The organism is Sphingomonas sp. G-3-2-10 (assembly GCF_012927115.1).
GTDB lineage: Bacteria > Pseudomonadota > Alphaproteobacteria > Sphingomonadales > Sphingomonadaceae > Sphingomonas.
On sequence record NZ_JABBFY010000001.1, the window covers coordinates 759145 to 780458 of the forward strand.

Annotated in this window: 20 protein-coding genes and 1 tRNA gene; 8 read left to right on the forward strand and 13 right to left on the reverse strand. The window is 59.8% G+C overall.

Annotation, left to right across the window (positions count from 1 at the left end; translation table 11 throughout):
• Position 1 precedes the first annotated feature (1 nt).
• Genes HHL13_RS03835 through HHL13_RS03845 form a run of 3 tightly spaced genes read right to left on the reverse strand, consistent with a single transcriptional unit; the run spans position 2 to position 2499 of the window.
• A complete protein-coding gene (locus HHL13_RS03835; protein WP_169554427.1) occupies positions 2-292 on the reverse strand; it encodes a PqqD family protein in 291 nt (96 codons plus the stop codon).
• 28 nt (positions 293-320) lie between these two features.
• On the reverse strand, positions 321-2219 hold the full coding sequence (locus tag HHL13_RS03840) for an asparagine synthase-related protein (protein WP_169554428.1): 1899 nt from the start codon (positions 2217-2219) through the stop codon (positions 321-323).
• A gap of 22 nt (positions 2220-2241) precedes the next feature.
• Positions 2242-2499 carry a PqqD family protein gene (locus tag HHL13_RS03845; RefSeq protein ID WP_169554429.1) on the reverse strand — a complete coding sequence of 86 codons (258 nt, stop codon included), beginning with the start codon at positions 2497-2499 and terminating at the stop codon, positions 2242-2244.
• Positions 2500-2682: 183 nt separating this feature from the next.
• Between HHL13_RS03845 and HHL13_RS03850 the strand changes: the two genes are divergently transcribed.
• The 6 genes from HHL13_RS03850 to HHL13_RS03875 all read left to right on the forward strand — a co-directional run bounded on the left by HHL13_RS03850 (position 2683) and on the right by HHL13_RS03875 (position 10867).
• The gene (locus HHL13_RS03850; RefSeq protein ID WP_169554430.1) at positions 2683-3552 is read left to right on the forward strand and encodes a hypothetical protein; all 870 of its coding nucleotides are present in this window, start codon (positions 2683-2685) and stop codon (positions 3550-3552) included.
• Positions 3553-3566: 14 nt separating this feature from the next.
• Positions 3567-4736, forward strand: a complete 1170-nt coding sequence (locus tag HHL13_RS03855) for a putative 2OG-Fe(II) oxygenase (RefSeq protein ID WP_169554431.1) — start codon at positions 3567-3569, stop codon at positions 4734-4736.
• A gap of 741 nt (positions 4737-5477) precedes the next feature.
• Positions 5478-5654, forward strand: a complete 177-nt coding sequence (locus HHL13_RS03860; RefSeq protein WP_169554432.1) for a hypothetical protein — start codon at positions 5478-5480, stop codon at positions 5652-5654.
• 76 nt (positions 5655-5730) lie between these two features.
• Complete coding sequence (locus tag HHL13_RS03865; RefSeq protein WP_169554433.1) at positions 5731-9729, forward strand: RHS repeat-associated core domain-containing protein; 3999 nt, start codon at positions 5731-5733, stop codon at positions 9727-9729.
• A gap of 60 nt (positions 9730-9789) precedes the next feature.
• Positions 9790-10149 carry a hypothetical protein gene (locus HHL13_RS03870; RefSeq protein ID WP_169554434.1) on the forward strand — a complete coding sequence of 120 codons (360 nt, stop codon included), beginning with the start codon at positions 9790-9792 and terminating at the stop codon, positions 10147-10149.
• A 400-nt stretch (positions 10150-10549) separates the two neighbouring features.
• Positions 10550-10867 (forward strand): hypothetical protein, encoded by a 318-nt coding sequence (locus HHL13_RS03875; RefSeq protein ID WP_169554435.1) that lies wholly within the window; start codon positions 10550-10552, stop codon positions 10865-10867.
• Between the two features lie 1171 nt (positions 10868-12038).
• On the opposite strand, the gene HHL13_RS03880 is transcribed toward HHL13_RS03875, so the two are convergent.
• The 6 genes from HHL13_RS03880 to HHL13_RS03905 all read right to left on the reverse strand — a co-directional run bounded on the left by HHL13_RS03880 (position 12039) and on the right by HHL13_RS03905 (position 17812).
• Entirely contained in the window at positions 12039-12953 is a 915-nt protein-coding gene (locus tag HHL13_RS03880) for a response regulator (protein ID WP_169554436.1), read from the reverse strand.
• Entirely contained in the window at positions 12950-15274 is a 2325-nt protein-coding gene (locus HHL13_RS03885) for an ATP-binding protein (RefSeq protein ID WP_169554437.1), read from the reverse strand. The genes HHL13_RS03880 and HHL13_RS03885 overlap by 4 nt, the downstream gene beginning before the upstream one ends.
• The gene (locus HHL13_RS03890) at positions 15267-16529 is read right to left on the reverse strand and encodes a DNA cytosine methyltransferase (protein ID WP_169554438.1); all 1263 of its coding nucleotides are present in this window, start codon (positions 16527-16529) and stop codon (positions 15267-15269) included. Before HHL13_RS03890 ends, HHL13_RS03885 begins: the two co-directional genes overlap by 8 nt.
• Positions 16526-16726, reverse strand: coding sequence for a helix-turn-helix transcriptional regulator (locus HHL13_RS03895; RefSeq protein WP_169554439.1), 201 nt, complete (start codon positions 16724-16726; stop codon positions 16526-16528). The genes HHL13_RS03890 and HHL13_RS03895 overlap by 4 nt, the downstream gene beginning before the upstream one ends.
• A gap of 233 nt (positions 16727-16959) precedes the next feature.
• A complete protein-coding gene (locus tag HHL13_RS03900; RefSeq protein WP_169554440.1) occupies positions 16960-17253 on the reverse strand; it encodes a hypothetical protein in 294 nt (97 codons plus the stop codon).
• Between the two features lie 482 nt (positions 17254-17735).
• Positions 17736-17812 (reverse strand) — tRNA-Arg (locus HHL13_RS03905).
• Positions 17813-17870: 58 nt separating this feature from the next.
• Here HHL13_RS03905 and HHL13_RS03910 point away from each other — a divergent pair.
• Together HHL13_RS03910 and HHL13_RS03915 are read left to right on the forward strand one after the other, a co-directional pair.
• On the forward strand, positions 17871-18620 hold the full coding sequence (locus HHL13_RS03910; RefSeq protein ID WP_169554441.1) for a queuosine precursor transporter: 750 nt from the start codon (positions 17871-17873) through the stop codon (positions 18618-18620).
• The gene (locus HHL13_RS03915) at positions 18617-19015 is read left to right on the forward strand and encodes a hypothetical protein (RefSeq protein WP_169554442.1); all 399 of its coding nucleotides are present in this window, start codon (positions 18617-18619) and stop codon (positions 19013-19015) included. Before HHL13_RS03910 ends, HHL13_RS03915 begins: the two co-directional genes overlap by 4 nt.
• 63 nt (positions 19016-19078) lie before the next feature.
• On the opposite strand, the gene purQ is transcribed toward HHL13_RS03915, so the two are convergent.
• From purQ to HHL13_RS03935, 4 genes are all read right to left on the reverse strand, one after another.
• On the reverse strand, positions 19079-19744 hold the full coding sequence (gene purQ / locus HHL13_RS03920; protein WP_169554443.1) for a phosphoribosylformylglycinamidine synthase subunit PurQ: 666 nt from the start codon (positions 19742-19744) through the stop codon (positions 19079-19081).
• A complete protein-coding gene (purS, locus tag HHL13_RS03925; protein ID WP_169554444.1) occupies positions 19741-19971 on the reverse strand; it encodes a phosphoribosylformylglycinamidine synthase subunit PurS in 231 nt (76 codons plus the stop codon). The genes purQ and purS overlap by 4 nt, the downstream gene beginning before the upstream one ends.
• A gap of 192 nt (positions 19972-20163) precedes the next feature.
• On the reverse strand, positions 20164-20778 hold the full coding sequence (locus HHL13_RS03930) for a DUF4272 domain-containing protein (RefSeq protein WP_169554445.1): 615 nt from the start codon (positions 20776-20778) through the stop codon (positions 20164-20166).
• Positions 20779-20897: 119 nt separating this feature from the next.
• Complete coding sequence (locus HHL13_RS03935) at positions 20898-21281, reverse strand: hypothetical protein (protein WP_169554446.1); 384 nt, start codon at positions 21279-21281, stop codon at positions 20898-20900.
• Between the last annotated feature and the right edge of the window lie 33 nt (positions 21282-21314).

Consider the following 21314-nt stretch of genomic DNA (forward strand, 5'->3'; position numbering starts at 1 on the left):
CTCAGGCGCGGGTGACGTTGATCAGCCCGCGGCCCTGCATGTCGGTGACGAATTCGGCCACGTCCGCGCGGCACTGGTCGGGCGACACGGCAAACTGCTTCCGGATCGCGTCGCACAACGCTTCGAAGGTGATCGGCTGCTCGACAAGGGTCCAGATGCGCGAGGCCGGGCCGTTGAGCTGGTAGAAATAGCTGCTCTCGATATCCATCAGCAGCGCTTCGTCGGCAGTATCCGCGCCGACGACGTCAGGCCGGCGTGCGATAAGGTCGTCGCTGTGAAGCGCTTGCGGCATCGAAATTAAACTCCGTGGTCTGGCCGGATCAGCTCAGGCCGAACGCATGGTGCAGCCACATATCGGTGGCAAGTGCAAACCAGACCGGCCCCATCGGTGCATGGGGAAATTCGCCCTGCGATCCTTCGCGGCGCCATTTGAGATAGGGTTCGTGGAGTGCGGCGATCTCCTTGCCGTCCATCCAGCCGAGCTTCACCGGCAGCAACTCGCTGGCCGGCCGCGCGGTGAACATCGCCTGATGCGCGTCGACCGAATGATTGGTGAAGGCTGCCTTGGACGTGCGCGTCCGCACCATTTCGGGCAGCGTTCCGCGCATCGCTTCGCGCAGGATCAGCTTGCGGTAGTTCTTCACCAGCATGTGGTTTCCCGACGCGCCGATCATGAACCGGGTCAGCCGCGCGTCGTGGAAGGGGTGGCGGACCTCCACGCCCTGGCTCTCGGCATAGGCAAGCGCGGATTGGGCGATCAGCTGGCGGTTGCCGAAGGTGAATACGGCGTAGCGTGAGTGCTGGGCGAAACCGCGAATGCCGTCGCGCGGCAGCAAATCGTGCCAGCGGTCCTGCAGGTCCACCTTGCGCATCCATTCGGGACGCAGCCAGCGCACTTCCGGATTGCGCCAGTCGAGATGCGGATGCCGCAGCGCCTGCCGGTAGCGCGGGCTGACGATCGGACGGCCCGCGATATAGACGGTCTTGAGTGCGCTGATGATCCAGGGCGCGTCGGGCCAGTGCTTGCGGCCGTGAGCCAGCAATGAAATCCAGCGCCCGCGCGCCAGCAGATCGGGCCAGTGCGCCAGCGATCCATTCATCCAGTCGTCGCCGCCTTCGCCAGTCAGCAGCACTCGCCGCCCGTTTGCCTTCAGCGCGGCGATGGCGCCGGCCATCGTGTCGAGCGCGTTGGGGCGGACCGGCAGCTGATAGGTCTGCTCGCACCATTGCTGCGCCGCTTCGATCGAGAAGGGCGTTGCGCCGACGACTTCGGCGGTGATGCCGGTATGCGCCTCGACAGCGCTGCTATATTCGGTTTCGTCGTGCGGTTCGCCGGGGAAACGCGCCGAGATCGCGCCGAACGGCTTGTCGAGCCTGCCCGCACGGTGGAGCTCGGCCGCGCGGCATACGATCGCCGACGAATCCAGCCCGCCGGAGAGTTGCGACGTCACCGGCCCGGTGCTGCGCCCCGCCGCGATCAGCGCGAGGTCGAACAGTTCGCGGAACTTCTCGACATGATCGTCCATCGAGCGGCCGTGCCAGTCTTCGAACGGACCACCATGCCAGGCCTTCACGCTCAGCTGGCCATTGTCGAGGAACACCGCGCCGCCCTGCGCGACGCGCTGGACATTATCCCAGAAGGTGTCGGTTTCGGTGATGAAGCGCCCGGCGAGGAATTCGGCCAGCGCACCTTCGTTCAGCCGCCGCTCGAGCTTCAGCCCGACGACCAGCGTGCGGGCGTCGGTCGCGAAGGCGAAGCGCGTGCCGTCAAAGGTCCAGTGGAGCGGCCGCCATCCCAGCGCCGAACGGAACAGCGACAGCCTCCGAGCGGAGGCCTCATGGATCGCGATCGCGAAATCGCCCGCCAGCGGTTGCACGAAATCGCGCCCGAAACGCTCGTACAGCGCCAGCGCGATCCGTCCGTCGGGCGCGTTGCGCAGCGCATCGCCGGCGGGGCCGAGCAGGGCGATCAGCGCCGCGCGATTGTCCAGCCGCCCGTCCAGCAGCAGCGCCGCCCCGGAGGCGCCGATGAAGGGCTGGATCTCGCCCACCGCTTCCGGCGTGGTGGCGTGGGCGAACCGCGCCGTGCCGAACGCGCCTTCGCGCCAGGTCGAGACGCCGTCCATGCCGCGCGGCGGGGCCGCGGCGATCATGCCGTCGAGCATGTCCGCCGTTACGTCACGCCCGCCGGTGTGGAGTATGCCAGCGATCGCGCTCATGACGGAATTTGGCCGAGACGGGTCATTCGGCCGCCAAAAGCCCCTTCTCGAGCGATGTCGCGACAAAGGCGTCGACATCGCCCTGTACCAGCGCCAGCGGCGCGTCGTGCGAGGCGGCCAGCATCGCGCCGATCTCGTCGGGCTGCTGGCCGGTCGCCAGCGCGCTCCAGATCGCCGAGCCGGTGCGATTGAGCGTGTGATAGCTGCCGTCCCGCGCGTCGAACAGCGTAAGCGGGCCTGAGCTTGGAACCCAGGAAACCCAGGAAGCGCAACGGATCATGATGTTTTCCCCGGCCGGATCGGCCTGGCGCCGCCGTAGCACTCGCCGTGCCCCGCGATCAATCGGTTGCGTCTGCGGTATGGGTTTGCGATTGGGGCGAAATTGGTGATCCAGGGGCCTGGCTTGAGTTTCGGTTATTTTTTCGGCGGTGTTCAGCTGGTTTCCGATATCCCTCTGACGGGATTGCGGTCCCTGACCGGCGACCGGCCGGATCTTCCGCGGATCGAAGTCGTCGCGGGCGTCGGCGAGGCTCCGCCCGAGGACAAGCTGCATTTCGACTGGCACGGCCGGTTCCAGATGCGGCTGGGCGAGGCGGGCGGCGAGTGGCGCATGGGATCGCCCTGGGGCACCTATCTGTTCGATCGCGCGGCGTCGCGGGTCCGCATCTTCGGCGCGGATGGCCCCGATGCCACGGTCATCAAGGATCTGTTCGCGCGGCGGCTGCTGCCGCGTCTCGTCAAGCTGAAGGGCGGGGCGACCTATCATGCCGCGTCGCTGGCGCGGGACGGAAAGGCGATTCTGGTGATGGGACCCTCGGGCGCGGGGAAATCGACCATGTCGGTCGGCCTCGCCGCGACCGAGGGATGGGACATATTGGGTGACGATATGGCGCTCATCTGGGGCGACGGCGCCGGAATGGTCGCGCCTGCCGCCGCCGATGTGACGATCTGGCCCCAATCCTGCGCCGGGCTGAACCTGCCGCCCGAAGCCTGTACGCCGCTTGAGGGCTATGACGGCAAGCACGCCTTCCACCCGCGGCGCATGGACAGCCTCGATCCGGTGCCGCTCGGCGGCATCTTCTTCCTCAATCGCGGCGATTGCGACCGCGCGCAACTGACGCGCCACACCCGCGCCGAAGCCTTCACCCGCGCGCTGAGCCAGCTCATCTATTTCAATCCGAGCGGCGGGAAGGGGGGCGAGCGCCTCGAATCGGTCATGCGCCTCAATGCCCTGCTCGGCGAGGTGCCGGCCTGGACGCTGACCTATCCGGCGTCCTACGCCAGTTTCGGCGCCGCGTCGGACAGCATCCGCGCCGCGCTGCAGGCGGCCTGAGCGAGGGGCCGCCGATGCGCTGGCTCGATCAGGCGTCGGAATCCGTCAATCACGGCGAACGCATCGCGCAGGCCGAAGACCGCGTCGTGCGAAGCCCGGACGATCCGGCCGCGCTGAGAGCGCTTGGCGATGCTTGCCTGCGCGCGGATCGCTTCGCCCGAGCCCGCGAAGCCTATGCCGCGCTGCTCGACGCGGATCCCGCCGGGTTCGATCGTTGGCTGGAACTGGCCGAGACGAGCATGTGGGCGAACGCGCCGAAGGAGGCGCTGATCGCCGCCGAGCGCGGATTGCGCGCCGGCGGCCCCGACGATCTGCACATGTGGCGGGGCTTCGCCTTTCGCCAGCTGGGCCTCGCGCCTCAGGCAAATGCGGCCTTCCTCCGGGCGCTGGGCTGCGGCGATCTCGACCGGCCGCATCTCGCGCTGAAGGCAGTGCTGCGGCCGCTTGCCGAACGCGGCGACCCGGCGGAGCTGCTTGCGCTGTGCGACCGGCTGGAACCGCTGCATGGCCGCAGCGCGCTGGTCCGCGGCTATCGCGCCGCCGCGCTCAGCCGGCTCGGCAGGGACGCGGAGGCCCGCGCGCTGGTCGATCTCGATCGTCACGTCGTGTGGGAGCCGATCGCGCCGCCGCCCGGATATGCCGATATCGCTGCGTTCAATCGCGCGCTTGCCGCCGAGATCCTCGCGCAGCCGCCCGCGACGACCGCCGATCCCGGGGTGGAGATCAACTATGCCGCCGATATCGGCCCGGCGCTCGCGGTGCTGCAGGATGTCGTACGGAGCCGGATGGAAGCGTTTCTGGCGCGCTACGACGAACTCGCGCTGCACCACGCCCTGCCGCCGCCGCCGCCCGCCGCGCGGATGCGGGTGGGCACCACGATCATTCGCGACGAGGGCAGCAACCGCCAGCATATCCACCCGACCGGCTATCTCTCCTCGGTCTATTATGTGCAGGTGCCGCAGAGCGTGCGCGCCGCCAACGATCCGCGCGGGAGCCTCCAGATCGGCCCGTGCGACCAGCGCACCGGCGGACACCGTGCCTGCTGGGGCGAACGGCTGATCAAGCCGGTCGAAGGCTGGCTGGCGCTGTTCCCCTCGCACTTCTTCCACGATGTGATCCCGCCGCTGACCGCCGAGCCGCGGATTTCGGTGCCGATGGACCTGGAACCGGTCTGGCGCGCCTGAAGGTAGCGACTTCGACCCCGCCAGGGTTCGCAAGCGCGAACGCGCGCCCGAGCTTATGCGAGGCTCTTTTCACAAAATTGGCGCGCCCGGTTGGATTCGAACCAACGACCACAGGCTTAGAAGGCGTGAAATTAAACCATTATGAATCAATGTGATACGTCTAATTTTTTGTTTAGCATCCGTGTCGAACTACGTGCCTCTCCTCTCTGACCCAAACGGGTCTGGCGCCATTCTGGCTGCGGTTCGATGGCTTGAAGGCACGCTTCTGGGTACCGTCGCCATCAAGATTGCCACCGCGACGATTGCCTGGATCGGGGTGATGATGCTCACAGGGTGGATCGATCTGTGACAGGGCGCCACCACGATTATGGGATGCTTCATTCTGTTCGGGGCGACCAGCATTGTTGCCGGCCTCCGCGTTTTCGCTTCGGGCGATACGCCAGCCGTAGCGGCGGCCGATCCCTCGCCGGCCATTGTCATTCCGCCAGTCGATCCGGCACGCCAAGCCGGATCCCTATGCCGGCGCCTCGCTGCGTCGTCCGTGACTGGAATTCTGGATCAGGCCATTTCGGACTAAATTTCAGCTTCATCCATATTGGAGCAGACCCCTCCCTGAGGGATACTACGTAGGCAATGGCGTCGCTTCGATTCGCCGTTCATGGGGGACAACGAAGCATGCAGCGTTTTGCTCGATGGCTTTTCCCGGCGGTATTCGTTTGCGCTGGCCTCGCCGGTCTCTCGATGACCGCGGCGTCTGGGTCTGGCGGCAACGAGACGATCAACTACACCTATGATGCGCGCGGACGGCTTGTCCGGGTCGAGCATTCGGGCAGCGTGAACAACAATCTCCAAGCCAACTACACCTATGACAAGGCCGAGAACCGCGTGCTGGTGAACGTCACCGGCTCGCCCAATTGATCAGGCCGCCAGTTCCTTGAGCCGCCAATTCCGTAAGCCGATAGCTTAGTTCGAACCTTTTACCGGGGGATCACTAATGGGAATCCACAACTCCGGCCGCGCGCGCGGCCGTTGGGCGGGCCGCGTTGCGCTCTCGCTCAGCACCATCCTGGCAAGCGGTCTCGCGATGCCGGCGCTGGCACAGACGCCGCACCCAAACCCGGACGGAAACGGCGTCGACCTGACGACGGGCCAGTTCACGCCCACGCTGCCGATCGCCTCGATCGGCTCCGGGCAAGCCGAGCTGGCACTGGTCGCCTATGACGGGCAGACGGACAATTGGTCGAGCATCTCGCTCATGCAGACCTCCACCGGCGGCACGATCACCTATCTGATCACGACCGGACGCGCCACCGACCGGTTCACCAGCGCCGGCCCGGCATCCACGCGCGGCAGCGGTGCGACGCTGACGCTGTCCGGTACCGGCGGCGAGATGATCTATCGCACGCTGGACGGCGTCGAGATCAGCTTCCCGATCCCCGTCGGTCCTGGCGGCACGTCCAATCTGTGCGACGCGGTCAACAACAACAATTGCTTCCTTCTGCCGCAATCCATTTCCGGCAAGAGCGGCATGTCTGCGCTATTCGAATGGGAGATCGATACGGTCTGCGAGGGGCTACCCAGCCCGGAAGGTCCGCAGAATTGCCTGTACAACTGGCGGCTTGCCAGCGTCGCCAATGGAGGGGGCTATTCGCTCGCCTGGACCTATGCGAGCAACAATCCGAGCACCGGCCCGGTCTGGCATCGCCCGACCAGCGTCGCGATGAAGAATGGCAGCACGACGGTAAACACCGTCACCTATGCCAATCCCTCGAGCGGCGTAGACACGATCACCGCGCCGGGCGGCGGCGTCTGGCGCTTTACCGGCGCGGGCTATGTCATCACCGGCATTCGCCGCCCCGGCGCCAGCACCGACTCCACGTCGGTCAGCTATTCGGGCTCCATCGTAACCTCGCTGACGCGCGATGGCATCACCACCGGCTACAACCGGTCGCTATCGGGATCGACCGCGACGATGGTGGTGACCGACGCCCAGTCGAATACCACGACCGTGGTATCGGACATCACGAAATACCGGCCGACATCGATTACCGACAGCCTCTCGCGCACGACCAGCTATGCCTATGACAGCGTCGGCCGGGTCACCGAGATCACGTTCCCGGAGGGGAACAAGATCGCCTACACCTATGATGGCCGCGGCAACGTCACCGAAACCCGGATCAAGGCGAAATCGGGGTCCGGCCTGTCCGATATCGTCACGACCGCCAGCTATCCGTCGAGTTGCACCACGCCATCGTGCAACAGCCCGAACTCGACCGTCGATGCGCGCGGCAATGTCACCGATTATACCTATGACAGCACGACCGGATTGCTGACCAGCGTGACCGCGCCGCCGCCAACCTATGGCGCCAAGCGCCCGCAGACGCGCTACAGCTATTCGGCCAACAGCGCGGGCATCTCACAGGTGACCAGCACCTCGCAATGCGAGGTCGGCGAGGCCAGCGACACGCCGAGCTGCGTCGGCACCGCGGACGAAGTGAAGACGACTGTCGTCTATGACGACAATCTCAACGTGACCAGCGTGACCCGCGCTGCCGGCGATGGAAGCCTGACCGCAACCACCAGCGCGACCTATGACCTGTCAGGCAATCTGGTAACCGTCGATGGCCCACAGTCCGGCGGCGACGACATCACCACTTTCCGCTACGACGCGGACCGCCGCCGCGTGGGCATGGTGTCGGCCGATCCGGATGGCAGCGGTTCGCTCAAGCGGCGCGCTGTCAGGCAGACCTACAATGCCGATGGTCAGCCGACTGCGACCGAGTTCGGCACCGTGAACGGCACCAGCGATCCCGACTGGGCGGCATTCGCATCGCAGCAGCAATCTACCGCCAGCTATGACGCCAATGGCTTCAAGACGAAGGATGTGGTGACGGCTTCGTCGACCACCTACCAGGTCACCCAATATAGCTATGACGCGGTCGGCCGCCCCGAATGCGTTGCGCTGCGGATGAACAGCGCCACTTGGGGATCGCTGCCGTCATCGGCCTGTACCGCTGGCACCGCGGGCAGCTTCGGCGAGGACCGGATCACCAAAACCAGTTACGACACGGCCGGACAGGTGACGAAGGTCCAGACCGGCTATGGCGTCAGCGGCGCCCAGGCCGACGAAGTGACGTCCACCTATAGCAGCAACGGCCAGCTTGCGACTCTCACCGATGCCGAAGGCAACAAGACGACGTACGAATATGACGGCCACGATCGCGTCGCCAAGACGCGCTACCCGGATACGACCAAGGGCGCCGGCACCAGCTCGACCACCGACTATACCCAGCCGGCCTATGATGCGGCCAGCAACGTCACCAGCATCCGGCTGCGCGACGGCACGTCGATCGGCTTTACCTATGATGCCCTGAACCGCCCGACCGCGAAGAATCTTCCGGGCAGTGAGCCGGACGCCGCCTATAGCTATGACCTGCTCGGTCGCTTGGCGGGCGCCAGCCATAGCGGCAACGACCTGACCTTCACCTATGACGCGCTCGGCCGGAACCTGAGCGTGCGCAGCACGGCACTCGATACATCAAGCTATAATGGGACCGTATCCTATGAATACGACGTTGCAGGTCGCCGCACACGGATGACTTGGCCGAACGGCCAGTATGTCACCTACGACTATCTCGTCACTGGCGAGAATACGGTGATCCGCGAGAATGGCGCGACCTCCGGCGTGGGCGTGCTCGCCACCTTTGCCTATGACGATCTGGGTCGCCGCACGAGCCTGACCTATGGCAACGGGGTGATCACGACCTACACGGTGGACAATGTGTCGCGCCTGTCGTCGCTGTCGCACAATCTTTCGGGTTCGGGCTACGACGTTACGACCAGCTTCACCTACAGTCCCGCCAGCCAGATCGCCGGGCAGACCCGCACCAATGACAGTTATGCCTGGGGTAGCCACTATAATGTCGGTCGCAACTATACGTCGAACGACCTTAACCAGTTGACCGCTGCCGGCGGAACAAGCCTGGGCTATGACGCTCGCGGCAACCTGACCTCTTCGGGCAGCGACAGCTTCGGCTATAGTTCGGAAAACCTGCTTACCAGCGCGACGGTAGGCAGCACCAGTTCGACGCTGCAATATGATCCGCTGGGCCGCTTGTACAAGATTGATGTCAGCTCAGTGGGCCAGCGCTTCCTGTATGACGGCGTCGAGCAAATCGCGCAGATGAATGACTCCGGCATCATGCAACGGCGCTATGTTCGCGGACCCGGTGCAGACGAGGTTCTGGTAGAATATACAGGCCCTACAACAACGACGCGCACCTTCCTCCAGACCGACGAACGCGGTTCGGTTGTGGTGCGGAGTGACGGAACGGGCGCGAAGATCGTGATCAACAGCTATGACGAATATGGGATTCCGGCGAGCGGAAATGCCGGGCGGTTCCAATATACCGGGCAGGCGTGGCTGCCGGAGCTTGGGATGTATTACTATAAGGCCCGGGTTTATTCGCCGACGTTGGGGCGATTCATACAGACTGATCCGATCGGATATGGCGATGGAATGAATCAGTACGCTTACGTGGTGAACGATCCGGTTAATTTGATTGATTCAACTGGCCATAATGATGATATTATTGTCACGGGACAGCCACCCAAGAGTCGCGCAACGGGACACGCCGCTCTGTTGAGGTCATTCCGTCCCCATGGTTCGGGCGAAGATACAGCAGGGGGTACTCAGGATCCTGACGATGATGAACGAGATCGGGCCGCAGAAGATGATTACAATATATGTCGCGGCCTAGCTTCGCCTGCTGCAAGGGGTAGGTCCTGGGCAAGTGCTGCAGATCGGGATGCAGCGCGTAGTAGAGGAAAGCCCATTCCTCCGTTAATTACCAGAAGATCACAAAACCCGGTACCGCCACCCACAAAACAAGAAAATAAACCAAAGCCAACATCTTGGTGGCCTGCCGCAATAGTCGGGACGATTGTTGTGGTGGGAGGGGCTATAATTTATACCTTGTTCACTACAATTTAGCTAAAATATTCACTAGTCTAATGCGTATGATATAATTATTATATATATGTGGAGTTATCTATGGAGGTTGAATTTACGCGATATTTGTCACATCGCGACGGTAAAAATGTTAAAATAACTGTTCTTCCTCCCGAAGAAATTTCATATATGGAATGGAAATGTCACTATAGAATAGATGGAATTGGAAAATTTAAAGAAAAAATATCATATGGAATCGATGCAATACAGGCATTTTATCTTTCTCTTATTTATATTTCAACGGAAATATATTCTTCGGATGATTATAAAAACGGAAATATTACTTGGGAGGGTGCGTCACTTGGAGATATAGGATTACCTATATCTAACAATATTTTGGAAGATGTTAAAATCGATATGATTCGTGTAAAAATATTGATAGAAGGTAGAGGGGAAGTGTAGTTTAGTAATATATTACCGTGAGTTGCGGTTTGCGAATTACAAATTGCGGTGACACGTGCAACAGAATTACGGGAATTAAGGTGATGGTGTGGACGGCGATCTGTTGAGGGTTTGATTCGGGGTTGCCCGGCATCCACGGTGCGATGTCGAAGTCCACCAGAGGAGCACCATCCACATGAGAAGGGTAAACGCCGATCTTTCGGCTGTCACGATGGTCAGCGTCGATCTGGCCAAGCATGTATTTCGAATTGCGGTGACAGTTTACTAAAAACCGATTGCGATCCCTTGGCCCATGCCGCCATACTACCATGGACCGAAAGGCGTTCGACCGATGTTCGGGCTACCCACTGGCGTGCATAATTTCCACAGTTAGAGTTACCACATCCACAGTTAGAGTTATATGCCGGCGATCATCCGCGCCGACGCGCTGGATCAGCACGGTGTTGACCTCGTCAACACCAATCGGTCGCAGTTGCGCGAGGATAACGAGATCGTCGGAAGTCTTGTTAAGTTCATCGAAGAGGCGATACGAAAGTCACTCGCGGCTCATGCAAAAAGGCGGGAGAGCGACGTCGATCAGCAGATCGAGAAGTCTAAGGCTGCGAAGAGAATGATGCGGCTGACGAACACTCTTGCAGGGGAAGTACGTACCTCCACTAAGCAGCTGTTGCGCGCGTTAGCTGTCAAGCATGGTGCCGACTCGACCGAGTTCAACTAGCTTGCACCGCTCGTTGTTGAGTCCGTTAATGCGGGCGAGGTGCTGATCCGGCTGAGTGAATTGGGACACGACCCAAAGTCGCTCCAGGTTGTTGCGCTAAACCTTGCTGAGTTGGCCGAGATTGAAAAAAAGCGACGCTTTGAAAATCTATCGTGGTCACCGAAACGGCATTATAGCACTGCTCAAGCTAGTTGAGGAAGGTGAAGAGGAGCTTTGGAAGGTAAAGGGAATTGAGGGGTGACTTCATACGCTCTTGAAGGAGAACCCTTGGCTAATCAAACCGGAATATGCCCGTTATCTCACGAGTGACGAACGACTAGGCAGTGTTTCTGTCGCCATCGCAAAGCACTTGGGCATTGACGACCCATCGAAAATGAACGATCCGACACGACCAGATCTGGTATTCGTCCTAAGCGACACCAGCATGCCGCACATGATTTCAGTAGTGGAACTCAAGAGTCCGTCGCCGCCGCTCAACAACGACCATTTGACCCAGCTCGAAATATACAGGGCAAAAATTGAAAATTATTGCCTCCACCAACTCCAGCGCAGCGTGACCGTGCACGGATATTTGATGGGAGCAATTCCGAAGGAAAAGACGACCGTAGATAAAGAACTATTGCTCCGGACGAAGGTTGCCAAGACCGGACCCGATACGCCGTGGATGGTCATAGGAATACGTGCGCTTCTTGAGCGGGCTCAAGCCACGCACCAACGTTCATCGATGCGCTCGATAAGTACATACAGAATGGTATTGCTGGTGAAGATGGCGTCCAGGATGGGGTCGGGGCGATGGCAGCGGCAAACGACCCTAGTTCGGATGAGGCGGCCGAATAGTTGGAGGGATTAACTTCCGCATTCAATCCTCACCCTAGCCCAGCAAACCACCGCGAATTACCCCAGCGTCACCCCGTGCCACCCTCGGCCCCGCCGCAGCACGTGCCGGACCCGCTAACCCACTCTGTCGAATCAGGATCCTGACGCACCCGACATAGCGAAGATGGGCACCGCGATCATTGGGAAATATCTGTGCAGCTGGGCGGATAACATCCACTTTTCGCCCCAATCTACGCCATTGAGGCTTCATTCCAACGCCGAAAGCGGCCGTTCTTTCAGCCAGCGACCAAAATTTGGAACTCATGTGCGGCTGATCCGGAGGCTGTCCACTCGGTCATTCCGATCCTAGAATCGCATCGATATTTGCCGCCTGCGCTCTTAGAGATTTGCGAATCGCAATGCAGCGTTCGGTATTGTGGTTCTCCAACAATGTCTTCCGACTCTTGTGAGCATAGTCGTTGCGCAACTTGTTCAGTGGGATCTCGTCACCTTCAATATCGGCAAACTTTTTCAACTCAGCGAGGTGGTCTTCGACGTGTCCCGAGGCGTCGAGGATTTTGCGGGTGAGTCGCCATCGGGTGTAGGTGTCATACGTCGCTGTCAGAAATTTTTCCGTCAAATGGGTTCCTAAAGCTTCCGCGTCCGACGGAAAGGCATCGGCTTTCTTTTTTGCGGCCTTAGCCCTCTCATCCACGATCTCTTTCAGGTATTTTGCGACATCAACCTGCTGACCTTCGGTCAGCTTGGGCCATACCTTCAGATAGATCTCGTAGAATTGGGTGTCGATTTCGGACACGCCCTCCATCAAGAGTCCGCGCACCTGTTTCACCGTTTGCTCGCGGTTCAAAAGGCTGCCGACGACACTCTTGACCTTCTGAATGAGCGCGGTCCTGTTCGCTATATACACGCCGTCCAGCTGTGCCTCTCGCACGGCCTCGTGAAGATCGCTCACACTACTCGACGAATAGAAGATGACCGGGAGATAGATGTGGTCGGTCTCTCGGATGAGGCGAACGAGCTGGTCACCCTGCAAGCCGACCATATTATAGTCCACCATCAGCAGGTCCAGGTCCGGATCCTTTAGATGATGCTCTAGCCGCTCCTTGATCGACCCATCCTCGGTCGCCTCGACGAAAGTTATATCGGCCCGGATGCCAGACTCTTCGAGGAAGTCCCGCACGTCCGCCTGGTCGGTGTCGGTGCTCTTTGGTTCATCATCGATCCAGAGGATGTTGTAAGCAGTTTTCATGCTTTGAATTCCATTCGGACTGTAGCGCCAACGCCGTCGGCGCCGCTCGAGATGGAGATCTTGCCCTGCAGTTCGTCGACAATTTGCTTGGCATGACTCAACCCGATGCCCGAGCCTGAGGTGTTGGTTATTCCCTTTTCAAAGAGCTCATCGGGTGAGAAGCGATCGGTTAGGCCGCTACCGTTATCGGTGAATTCCAGAACAACATTCTTGCCGCTGCTATAGGCCCTGACAACGAGCTTTTTGGCGCCCGCCTTGCCGGCATTGTCGACCAGATTGTCTACGAGCATGGTCAATTCTATCGGCCGGAAGGAGCGGACAAGCTGACAGTGCTCAGGATTTTCATACGTCGTCCGCAGATTCCAACCGAGACCGACATCTTTGAAATTCTCGAGATACTCATCCACGAACTGCAGCATGTCGTTTCGCACGCGGTTCGTTGAAATGTCGAAATCGGCTTTCGACGCCAATTTCGAAACGTTCTGGATTTTCTCGATCTCAAACAGGCTCGCCTCGATGACATCGAAGAGATCCGCTTTTGAATAATTCCCCTCATTCGCCCTGTAGCGACGGACTACGCGATCCATTCTCTTCAGGAGGGACCCAGCGACAAGCCCAATCTGGTGATGCAGCTGGATAATTCGGGTTTGGTCGGCCGTGCTTTCGAACTGAGCAAAGATCCTTTTCCGCTGCTCGGATTCGAGCTGCTTTTCGACCTGACCGACCTTCAATTCGAGCCCGCGGTTGGTGCGGTTCTTTTGGGCCAGTTCCTTTGCCTGACGGCTAATGAAGCGCGAAAGATCCCGCTTTTCGGCCGGTAGCAGCTTATCGATCGGCGTGCCGTCAAACCGCTCTTCAAGCGTCTCGACCAGATCATCATAATCCTGAGATTCTTGATCGGCGAGTGACGACAAATATTTCAGATTGATGTCGATGTCGATGATATGGTTCTGCGGAGATCTGATCGTTACAACGGAATCAATCGTCTCCAGAACTGGCTTCTCGCCCTGGAGATATTGATAGTTGCCCGCGAGTAGCTCCTCGTCATTATCTTCGCCGATCGTGCGGTCGATCCTGTCCCAGTCCAGGCCGTCAACGACGAATTTCTCGAGCTTCCTCATAGCCTTATGGAATAGGCCGTAGACGAGTTCATCGTCGAATGAACTGCTGATGGTCTGGCTGTCCGTGGCAAGCTCTCGGAACGCTGTATTGCGCTTCAGGCCTTCTCGGCTCGACACGGGTTCGAACTTCTCATCCGCGTCGGTAATTTGGATGAAACCGACTAGCTCGCGCAAACCGAAAAAGCGACGCTGACCCTGGGCTTTACGCTTATCGATGCCCAGCCAATCGTCTCCGATGGAGCCGTAAGGGAACACGCGGAAACTGTTCAGGAACAGGAAGACAGAGCCATATTCTACGGACCGATACCCCGTGCGCCTTTTGAAGAAGGCCTTGGCGGGCTGGTTCAAGTAAAATAGCGTCAGCTTGATGTTGCGCAATTCCGAGTAAGGATTTTTCTCCGTGCTTTTGAAGAGAAAATCGCCGTCATGGCGCAACTCAAACGTGATGAACTTTCCCTCGGTATCGACGTCGGCTTGAATCGACGACGCTCGAAAATCGAGTTCCTCAAAAATCTTGTTCTCAATCGGACCGTTCAGCGGATGCTTCGGGCCATATTTCCAATGGGAGAAGTTGACCGAAAACTCGTTATCCGGATCGATGATAAAGCGCTCAAGTTCCTTGCGAAGCGAACGCAGGCGATCGGCATCCCATTCGCTGCGTAATCCTCGGATCGTGAGGACGGTCCCATGGGCAGCCCGCTCAGGGCCCATCGCCTGTCGAAATTCCTCCAGCGTGGGTTCGCTAGCAAATAGGTCGATGCTGCCAATCTCTTGATCGCGCCCATCAACTTCGAATTTCGTCCAATCGACGTCGAGTTTGACGGGCTTCTGACCGTCCTTCCTCGTCATGATCTGCAGATTTGTGCCCAGACGATCGCAGGAGAAACGGCCAATCCCCTTGCTACCCGCATAGGCGCCGACTGATGGGGCGGAGTTTTTCTTCTCTGAGTAGGCGATGTTGAGCCATTTATGCTCGATGTCATCGAGCGTCATGCCGTGCCCGTTATCGGAGATCACCAGCTCGCTTGCTTCGCTGGATCCGAACTGTCGAAACTCGATCCAGACATCGAAGGCGCCCGCATCTTTCGAGTTTTTAATAAGCTCGATAATCGCAATGTCGTCGCTGATGATAAGCCCGCGACCGACAATGTCCTTGAGTCTGGCATGCGCGCTGAACTTCAGGGGTAGGAGCTCACTCATGGGATGCTATCTCAAGTAGTGTTTCGCCAATTGCTTCGGCGAGAAGCGGCGGCACAGCATTTCCAACCTGCGTATATCGCGGGCACTCTTTCTTTCGACGATGGCCGCCGGTCGTATATTTCCCTTTGAAGCTGAACCAGTCGGGGAAGGTTTGAAGCCGGGCGTTCTCCCGCACCGTCAAGATCCTGGGCTCGCCATAGTGGATCATGTCGTCCGGAAGGGTGGTGACAGTCCGCGCGAGCATGTCTGGATGCAAGGGGGTCAAGCACTGCTTCTTGGTGCTGAACTTTTCCCGGTTTTCAGGGGACAGCGAGCGACCGCGCGGACATTGCTCTAGAATTCGCGAGAACCGCGCGACGATCTCGGGCGTGTGGTTGGGAAGCCGCAAGCTGTCAGGCGCAAAGCTCGGAGGCACACCGGTGCGCATGAGCTGCTGAAATGTGCTCAGGGGGCCGCTGCCATCATAGCGAACTTGCTTGAATCGTTGATCATACGGATAGTCGATCAACGCCCCACGCAGAGTTTCCAAGTCGCCGATCGCCTCGCGCACGCCAACCTTATGGCCATTGAGTGATCGACGGTCACGAAACGCGCGAATGTTGCTCGTCAGAACCTTCAGCGGATCACTTTCGCAACCATCCTGATCCTTGCGGATGCAAACCATGATAAAGCGTTTCCGCATCTGCGGAACGCCAAATTTGGAGGTGTCGATGAGCTCCGAATAAACCTCGTATCCGAACTCCCCAAGCGAGGCCAATTGCAGGGCAACCCGATGAGAATAGGGCATCTCGTCCTCGGCAAACGGGTGTTGGAAGCCGCGGACATTCTCAAGCAGGAGATACCTCGGCTCTATCAGCCGAACGATCTCAATATATTCCTCGGTGAGACGGTTGCGCGGATCGTCATTGCTCCGCAGGCCTGCCATTGAGAAGCCCTGACAAGGCGGGCCACCCGCGATCAGATCGACCTGCCCCTTGAGCGCCTTGAGCTGTGTCCGATAGTTTTCGAGAAGGTGCGATGTCGTCATGGCTTCGCATGGAAGCCACTCTGGCCACGAAAATTGGTAGCGCCCCCCGGTTTCACAAAGATTTGCGCTGAACGTGGAGAAGGCGTCCTCTGACTTTTCGATCGAGAACAGGCCTTTCCAGCCCGCCATGAGCAGCCCCAGCGAAAGGCCGCCGCAGCCCGAAAACAAATCGATGAACGTCTTAGAGCTTGGCGATGGCGCACCAGAGGCCGTCGGTTCGACGCTCATTGAGACACCAACTCGTCTGCGTCGAGGCTCCGATCCAATTGTCGACCAAGCGCTGCTGCGATCTTGTGAAGTGTCAGCTCTGACACCGCGCCGCCCTTTTCAGCTTTAGCGACGGTCGCTCGATCCAGATCTGCGAGCCTCGCGAACTGGTTCTGCGAAAGCTTCGCCTCCAAGCGCAGGCTTTTGATTTTGCTCATTATGATCCGCTTCCCGGCACCCACGGCGTGAACACGCGCTTCTCAACCCCGCACGAAACATACGCATAAATCAGCATAAGTCAGCATAATTCAGCAACGGCGATAGCCTCTTTCACGCCGAGATCGACCTGATTGACATCCACATACTCCGGGAAGATGAGCGTTCGGTCGTGCAAGGTTCGGCACTTTGGGTCTTCCGTTGGTATTCGGCTCATGACTGGCGCGGCGGGGCTTCATCCGCGTTCGGCTGCCTGATCCAGTTCACTGTCGACGCGGAACACGGGTCGGTTTGAGGAGGACTCTAAGTTCTCCAGTGGTGACGTGGCTGCGACACCTTTGCTCTGCTGTTTGACCTCGGCGGCATCGCGCAGAATGTATCGCGCTAGATCCTGCGCGGTTTTGCGGCCGACATTGCGCCATGCTCTTTTTGAAATGCGGCCAGCTTGCCACGCGGAGCGCATGTCGTGGTTGCCGCAGCCGCTGAACTGCCAGTCAGCTACCAGCACAATCTCGATCGCTTGACGCATCCTCTCGCTGAGGCGATGATCCAAGCATGGCTCAGGGAATGATCCGCGAACAACTTTCGGGCGCAGTTTGCGCGGTGGAGTTGCAGCCGAGCAGAGAACGTCTCTAGGCCTCGAACGTCGCGAGATCGAGGGACAGATCAAGAAGCTCGTTGATCGCGTCGTGGAAACGAGCAGCGAGACGCTGATCGCCGCCTATGAGCAGCGCATTACGGAATCGGAAGCGCGAAAGGCCGAGATAACTGAGCGGATGGCCAATCTTGAACGCCCGCTCGGAACCTTCGACGAAGCATTTAGAACGGCGATGCTGTTCTTCTCAAGTCCTTATAAATTATGGATTTCTGGCCGTTTTGAGATGCGCAGAATGGTGCTTGCCCTCGCTTTTCCCGAGCGGCTGCAATACGTCCGAAAAGAGGGCTTTAGAACACCGCTAACCTCCTCACCTTTCACGCTTTTAGGGCAGTTGAAAGGTGAGGTTGGAAGACTGGCGCGCCCGGTTGGATTCGAACCAACGACCACAGGCTTAGAAGGCATGTGCTCTATCCAGCTGAGCTACGGGCGCGCGCCGGCATCGCCTAGCGCGGATTGCGCCGTTGGCAAACCATGATCATACTCACGGCATGACCGAGGGGAACGGCAAGCCGGCGGCCATCAATGCCGGGCAGATCGCGGGCGGACATTTCCGCTATTTCGATTTCGTTATGGCGGCGTTCGTCGCCATCATCCTGCTGTCCAACGTGCTTGGCGCGGGCAAGGTCGCGCAGATCTGGTTGCCGTTCTGGGAAACCTACTGGCCGTTCGGCGCAGGCATCCTGTTCTTCCCGCTCTCCTATGTCATCGGCGACGTTCTGACCGAGGTCTATGGCTATGCCCGCGCCCGCCGCGTGATCTGGACCGGCACGGTCGCGGTGCTGTTCATGGCGTTCATGTCGTGGGTCGTCGTCGAACTGCCGCCCGCGCCCGACTGGAAGAACCAGGCGGCGTACGAGACGATCTTCGGTCAGGTGCCACGCATCGTCCTCGCGTCGGTCTGCGCCTTCTGGGCGGGCGAGTTCGTCAATTCCTATGTCCTCGCCAAGATGAAGATCTGGACGAAGGGCAAGCATCTCTGGTCGCGCACGATCGGATCGACAGTGGCGGGGCAGGGGATCGACAGCCTGATCTTCTACCCGCTCGCCTTTTGGGGTGCGGCGGGCTGGACCAACGATCTGGTGCTCAAGGTGCTGGTGACGCAATGGGTGCTCAAGGTGAGCTGGGAAGTCATCCTGACGCCCGTCACCTATCTTGTGGTCAACGGGCTGAAGCGCCGCGAAGGCGTCGACGTCTATGACGAGGGCACCGACTTCACCCCGTTCCGGACGCAGGTGTGAGCAACGTCCAGATCCAGTATCCCGCCGCGATCGTCGAACCCGGAACCACTTTCTTTCAGCAGGCCAAGCTCTGGCTGATCGACGCCGCCGGGCTCGAGAAGGACGCGCTGCACATCTATTTCGCGCTGATCCTGCTGTTCGGCAGCGTCTGGCTTTTCCGCTGGCCGCTGCGCAGCTGGAAGCCGTTCGCGCTGATCCTCGCCTTCGCGCTGATCGGCGAGGCCTGGGACATTCGCGACGGACTGCTGACCCGCGTGCCGCTGGCGGTCAGCGTGCCCCTGAGCCTCCACGATCTCTGGAACACGATGTTCTGGCCGCTGGCGATCCTGCTGCTGGCCCGGTTCACGCGCGTGTTCGATGGCCAGCCGGCTGCGGTCGGGCCTTTGGACGAGTAAGCCGAAGCGGAGAATTTATGGTGCGCGGCGTTTCGCGGACTCCGGCGCCCGGCCGGGGGGCGGTTAGGCCACCGCTTCGAGCAGTCCCTCGAACATCCGGCGCCCGTCGGTGCCGCCATGCGCGGCTTCGATGCGGCGCTCGGGATGCGGCATCATACCGATCACGTTGCCCGCCTTGTTCAGCACACCGGCGATGTTGCGCGCCGATCCGTTGACGTCCTCGGCATAGCGGAACGCGACGCGGCCTTCGCCTTCCAGCCGGTCCAGCGTCTCGGCGTCGGCAAAGTAATTGCCATCATGATGCGCCACCGGGATGCGGATTTCCTCGCCCGCGTCATACGCGCTGGTGAAGATCGACTGGCTGTTGTCCACGGTCAGCTTCACGTCGCGGCACACGAAGTTCAGTCCCGAATTGCGCATCAGCGCGCCGGGCAGCAGGCCGGTTTCGGTCAGCACCTGGAATCCGTTGCAGATGCCGATCACCGGCACGCCGCGCTCGGCCGCCGCGATCACGGCCTTCACGATCGGCGAACGTGCCGCGATCGCGCCGCAGCGCAGATAGTCGCCATAGGAAAAGCCGCCGGGCAGGGCGATCGCACCTAGCCCTGGGGGAAGTTCGCTTTCGCCGTGCCAGATCATGGCGGGCTTCACGCCCGTCACGTCTTCCAGGGCCACCGCGATGTCCCGGTCGCAATTCGATCCGGGGAAGACGATGACCGCGGTCTTCACAGTTTTTCGACCCGGTAATTCTCGATCACCGTATTGGCTAGCAGCTTGCGGCACATCTCGTCAATGGCTTCGTCGCTGGTGCCGTCCGCCAGTTCCAGCTCGAAGAGCTTGCCGGCGCGGACGTCTTCGACGCCGTTGAACCCGAGACCGCCGAGCGCGTGCTGGATGGCCTTGCCCTGGGGGTCGAGGACCCCGTTCTTGAGCGTTACGATGATGCGGAGCTTCATGCCCCGCGCCTATGGCGATCCAAGGCGCTTGGGGCAATTGGAAATAGCGTGCATCAATGACCGCAACGCGGATTTTTTTATCCAGCTTGCGCGCGCCAGTGAACGCGAGGTCGCCTTTTCCGGCTTATGACCCAATAACGACCGCTTCCAGCCTTTCATGCTGAACGGCCGGGATTGGGTGGGAAGCGGACATCAGGTATCGAGAGAAATCTCATACCATGCGCCGTGGCCGGTCAGCCATTCGAGCGCTCGACGACGTTCAGCAACGACATATTCTGGAACAGGCAAGGTTGCGCCGCGCCCGATCGCGGCTTCTCGCCAAAGCCAGTGAACGCAGTAGCCAAGGTCCGTCGCTTGCGCGATTTCGCCATTTTCGCGCGCTCTCGTACGTTGCTTTAAAGATGCCAGCCCTTCGGAACTCCGCAGGTCAGGAACCCGGCGGACGAAGTGATTGTCCACTGCTGTGAACCAGTCCAATCTGTCCTCCGTTCCCAATGCCCAGCACAGTGCAAACATCCCTTCAACCTGCTGCTGAAAACGTGGATCGGCGGACGGTTTCTGCAAAAAGCTATCTTCTTGCGGCTCAAGATGATGAAGCACGCCTTCTGCCTCGGCCCACGCCAATGCCCGATCCGTGGGCAACCCGTAGGCGACCGCTGCGCATAGATGCAGGCAGGCGAAGCGGCTAAAAATCGTCCTGCCGCTCTGAAAGGAAGACGCTTCAGTGAGCGGAAGCTGAGCCGGAAGATTGAAGCCGAGCTTTAGCAACTCGGTGACTGTGGTTTGGCGTATCTCTTCAGCCTTCATCGCAACTCAATGCCCTTGGTGGCTCAATGTCCGCAAGTGGGTCGGATGCCGCCGGGCCGCTTCTGGGACGCGAGCTTAGTGCGCGAACGTCCGTGAGTGGGTGGATAGCGGACAGTGCGCTAATCTGAGCGAGGGACGATACCAGATCGATCGGACTCGATTTCGTGGAGTATTTCGTCCTCCCCTTCGGATGCCAGAGCGCGATTTAGGACACCCTCAAAAACCGGCTTGTGGCCCGAGTCCCGCCAAATGACACCAAAGTCGCCCTTGTAGTCACAAATCGACGCCATGGCGTTGATCATCGCTTTAGCTTCATCTGGGCCGAGCTCATCGCGAGCAATGGACCTTGCGGCGCCAACAACTCTCGCCAAACGGAGAAATCTCCAAGGCTCCGGGCGATGAGCAATCAAGTCCGGCAGGCTTTCACCCGGGAAACCCTCCTGCCTGACGGTCCCGGAGAACCCGTCTTCATCCAATTCAATGGGAATATGATCGGTCGTCACATGGACAATCCACAATCTGGCGAAGGAGATGTC

Coding starts and splice junctions, on each gene's coding strand:
- HHL13_RS03835 (WP_169554427.1), bottom strand. CDS start 292: ATGCCGCAAGCGCTTCACAGCGACGACCTTATCGCACGCCGGCCTGAC.
- HHL13_RS03840 (WP_169554428.1), bottom strand. CDS start 2,219: ATGAGCGCGATCGCTGGCATACTCCACACCGGCGGGCGTGACGTAACG.
- HHL13_RS03845 (WP_169554429.1), bottom strand. CDS start 2,499: ATGATCCGTTGCGCTTCCTGGGTTTCCTGGGTTCCAAGCTCAGGCCCG.
- HHL13_RS03855 (WP_169554431.1), top strand. CDS start 3,567: ATGCGCTGGCTCGATCAGGCGTCGGAATCCGTCAATCACGGCGAACGC.
- HHL13_RS03860 (WP_169554432.1), top strand. CDS start 5,478: ATGACCGCGGCGTCTGGGTCTGGCGGCAACGAGACGATCAACTACACC.
- HHL13_RS03865 (WP_169554433.1), top strand. CDS start 5,731: ATGGGAATCCACAACTCCGGCCGCGCGCGCGGCCGTTGGGCGGGCCGC.
- HHL13_RS03870 (WP_169554434.1), top strand. CDS start 9,790: ATGGAGGTTGAATTTACGCGATATTTGTCACATCGCGACGGTAAAAAT.
- HHL13_RS03875 (WP_169554435.1), top strand. CDS start 10,550: ATGCCGGCGATCATCCGCGCCGACGCGCTGGATCAGCACGGTGTTGAC.
- HHL13_RS03880 (WP_169554436.1), bottom strand. CDS start 12,953: ATGAAAACTGCTTACAACATCCTCTGGATCGATGATGAACCAAAGAGC.
- HHL13_RS03885 (WP_169554437.1), bottom strand. CDS start 15,274: ATGAGTGAGCTCCTACCCCTGAAGTTCAGCGCGCATGCCAGACTCAAG.
- HHL13_RS03890 (WP_169554438.1), bottom strand. CDS start 16,529: ATGAGCGTCGAACCGACGGCCTCTGGTGCGCCATCGCCAAGCTCTAAG.
- HHL13_RS03895 (WP_169554439.1), bottom strand. CDS start 16,726: ATGAGCAAAATCAAAAGCCTGCGCTTGGAGGCGAAGCTTTCGCAGAAC.
- HHL13_RS03900 (WP_169554440.1), bottom strand. CDS start 17,253: ATGCGTCAAGCGATCGAGATTGTGCTGGTAGCTGACTGGCAGTTCAGC.
- HHL13_RS03910 (WP_169554441.1), top strand. CDS start 17,871: ATGACCGAGGGGAACGGCAAGCCGGCGGCCATCAATGCCGGGCAGATC.
- purS (WP_169554444.1), bottom strand. CDS start 19,971: ATGAAGCTCCGCATCATCGTAACGCTCAAGAACGGGGTCCTCGACCCC.
- HHL13_RS03930 (WP_169554445.1), bottom strand. CDS start 20,778: ATGAAGGCTGAAGAGATACGCCAAACCACAGTCACCGAGTTGCTAAAG.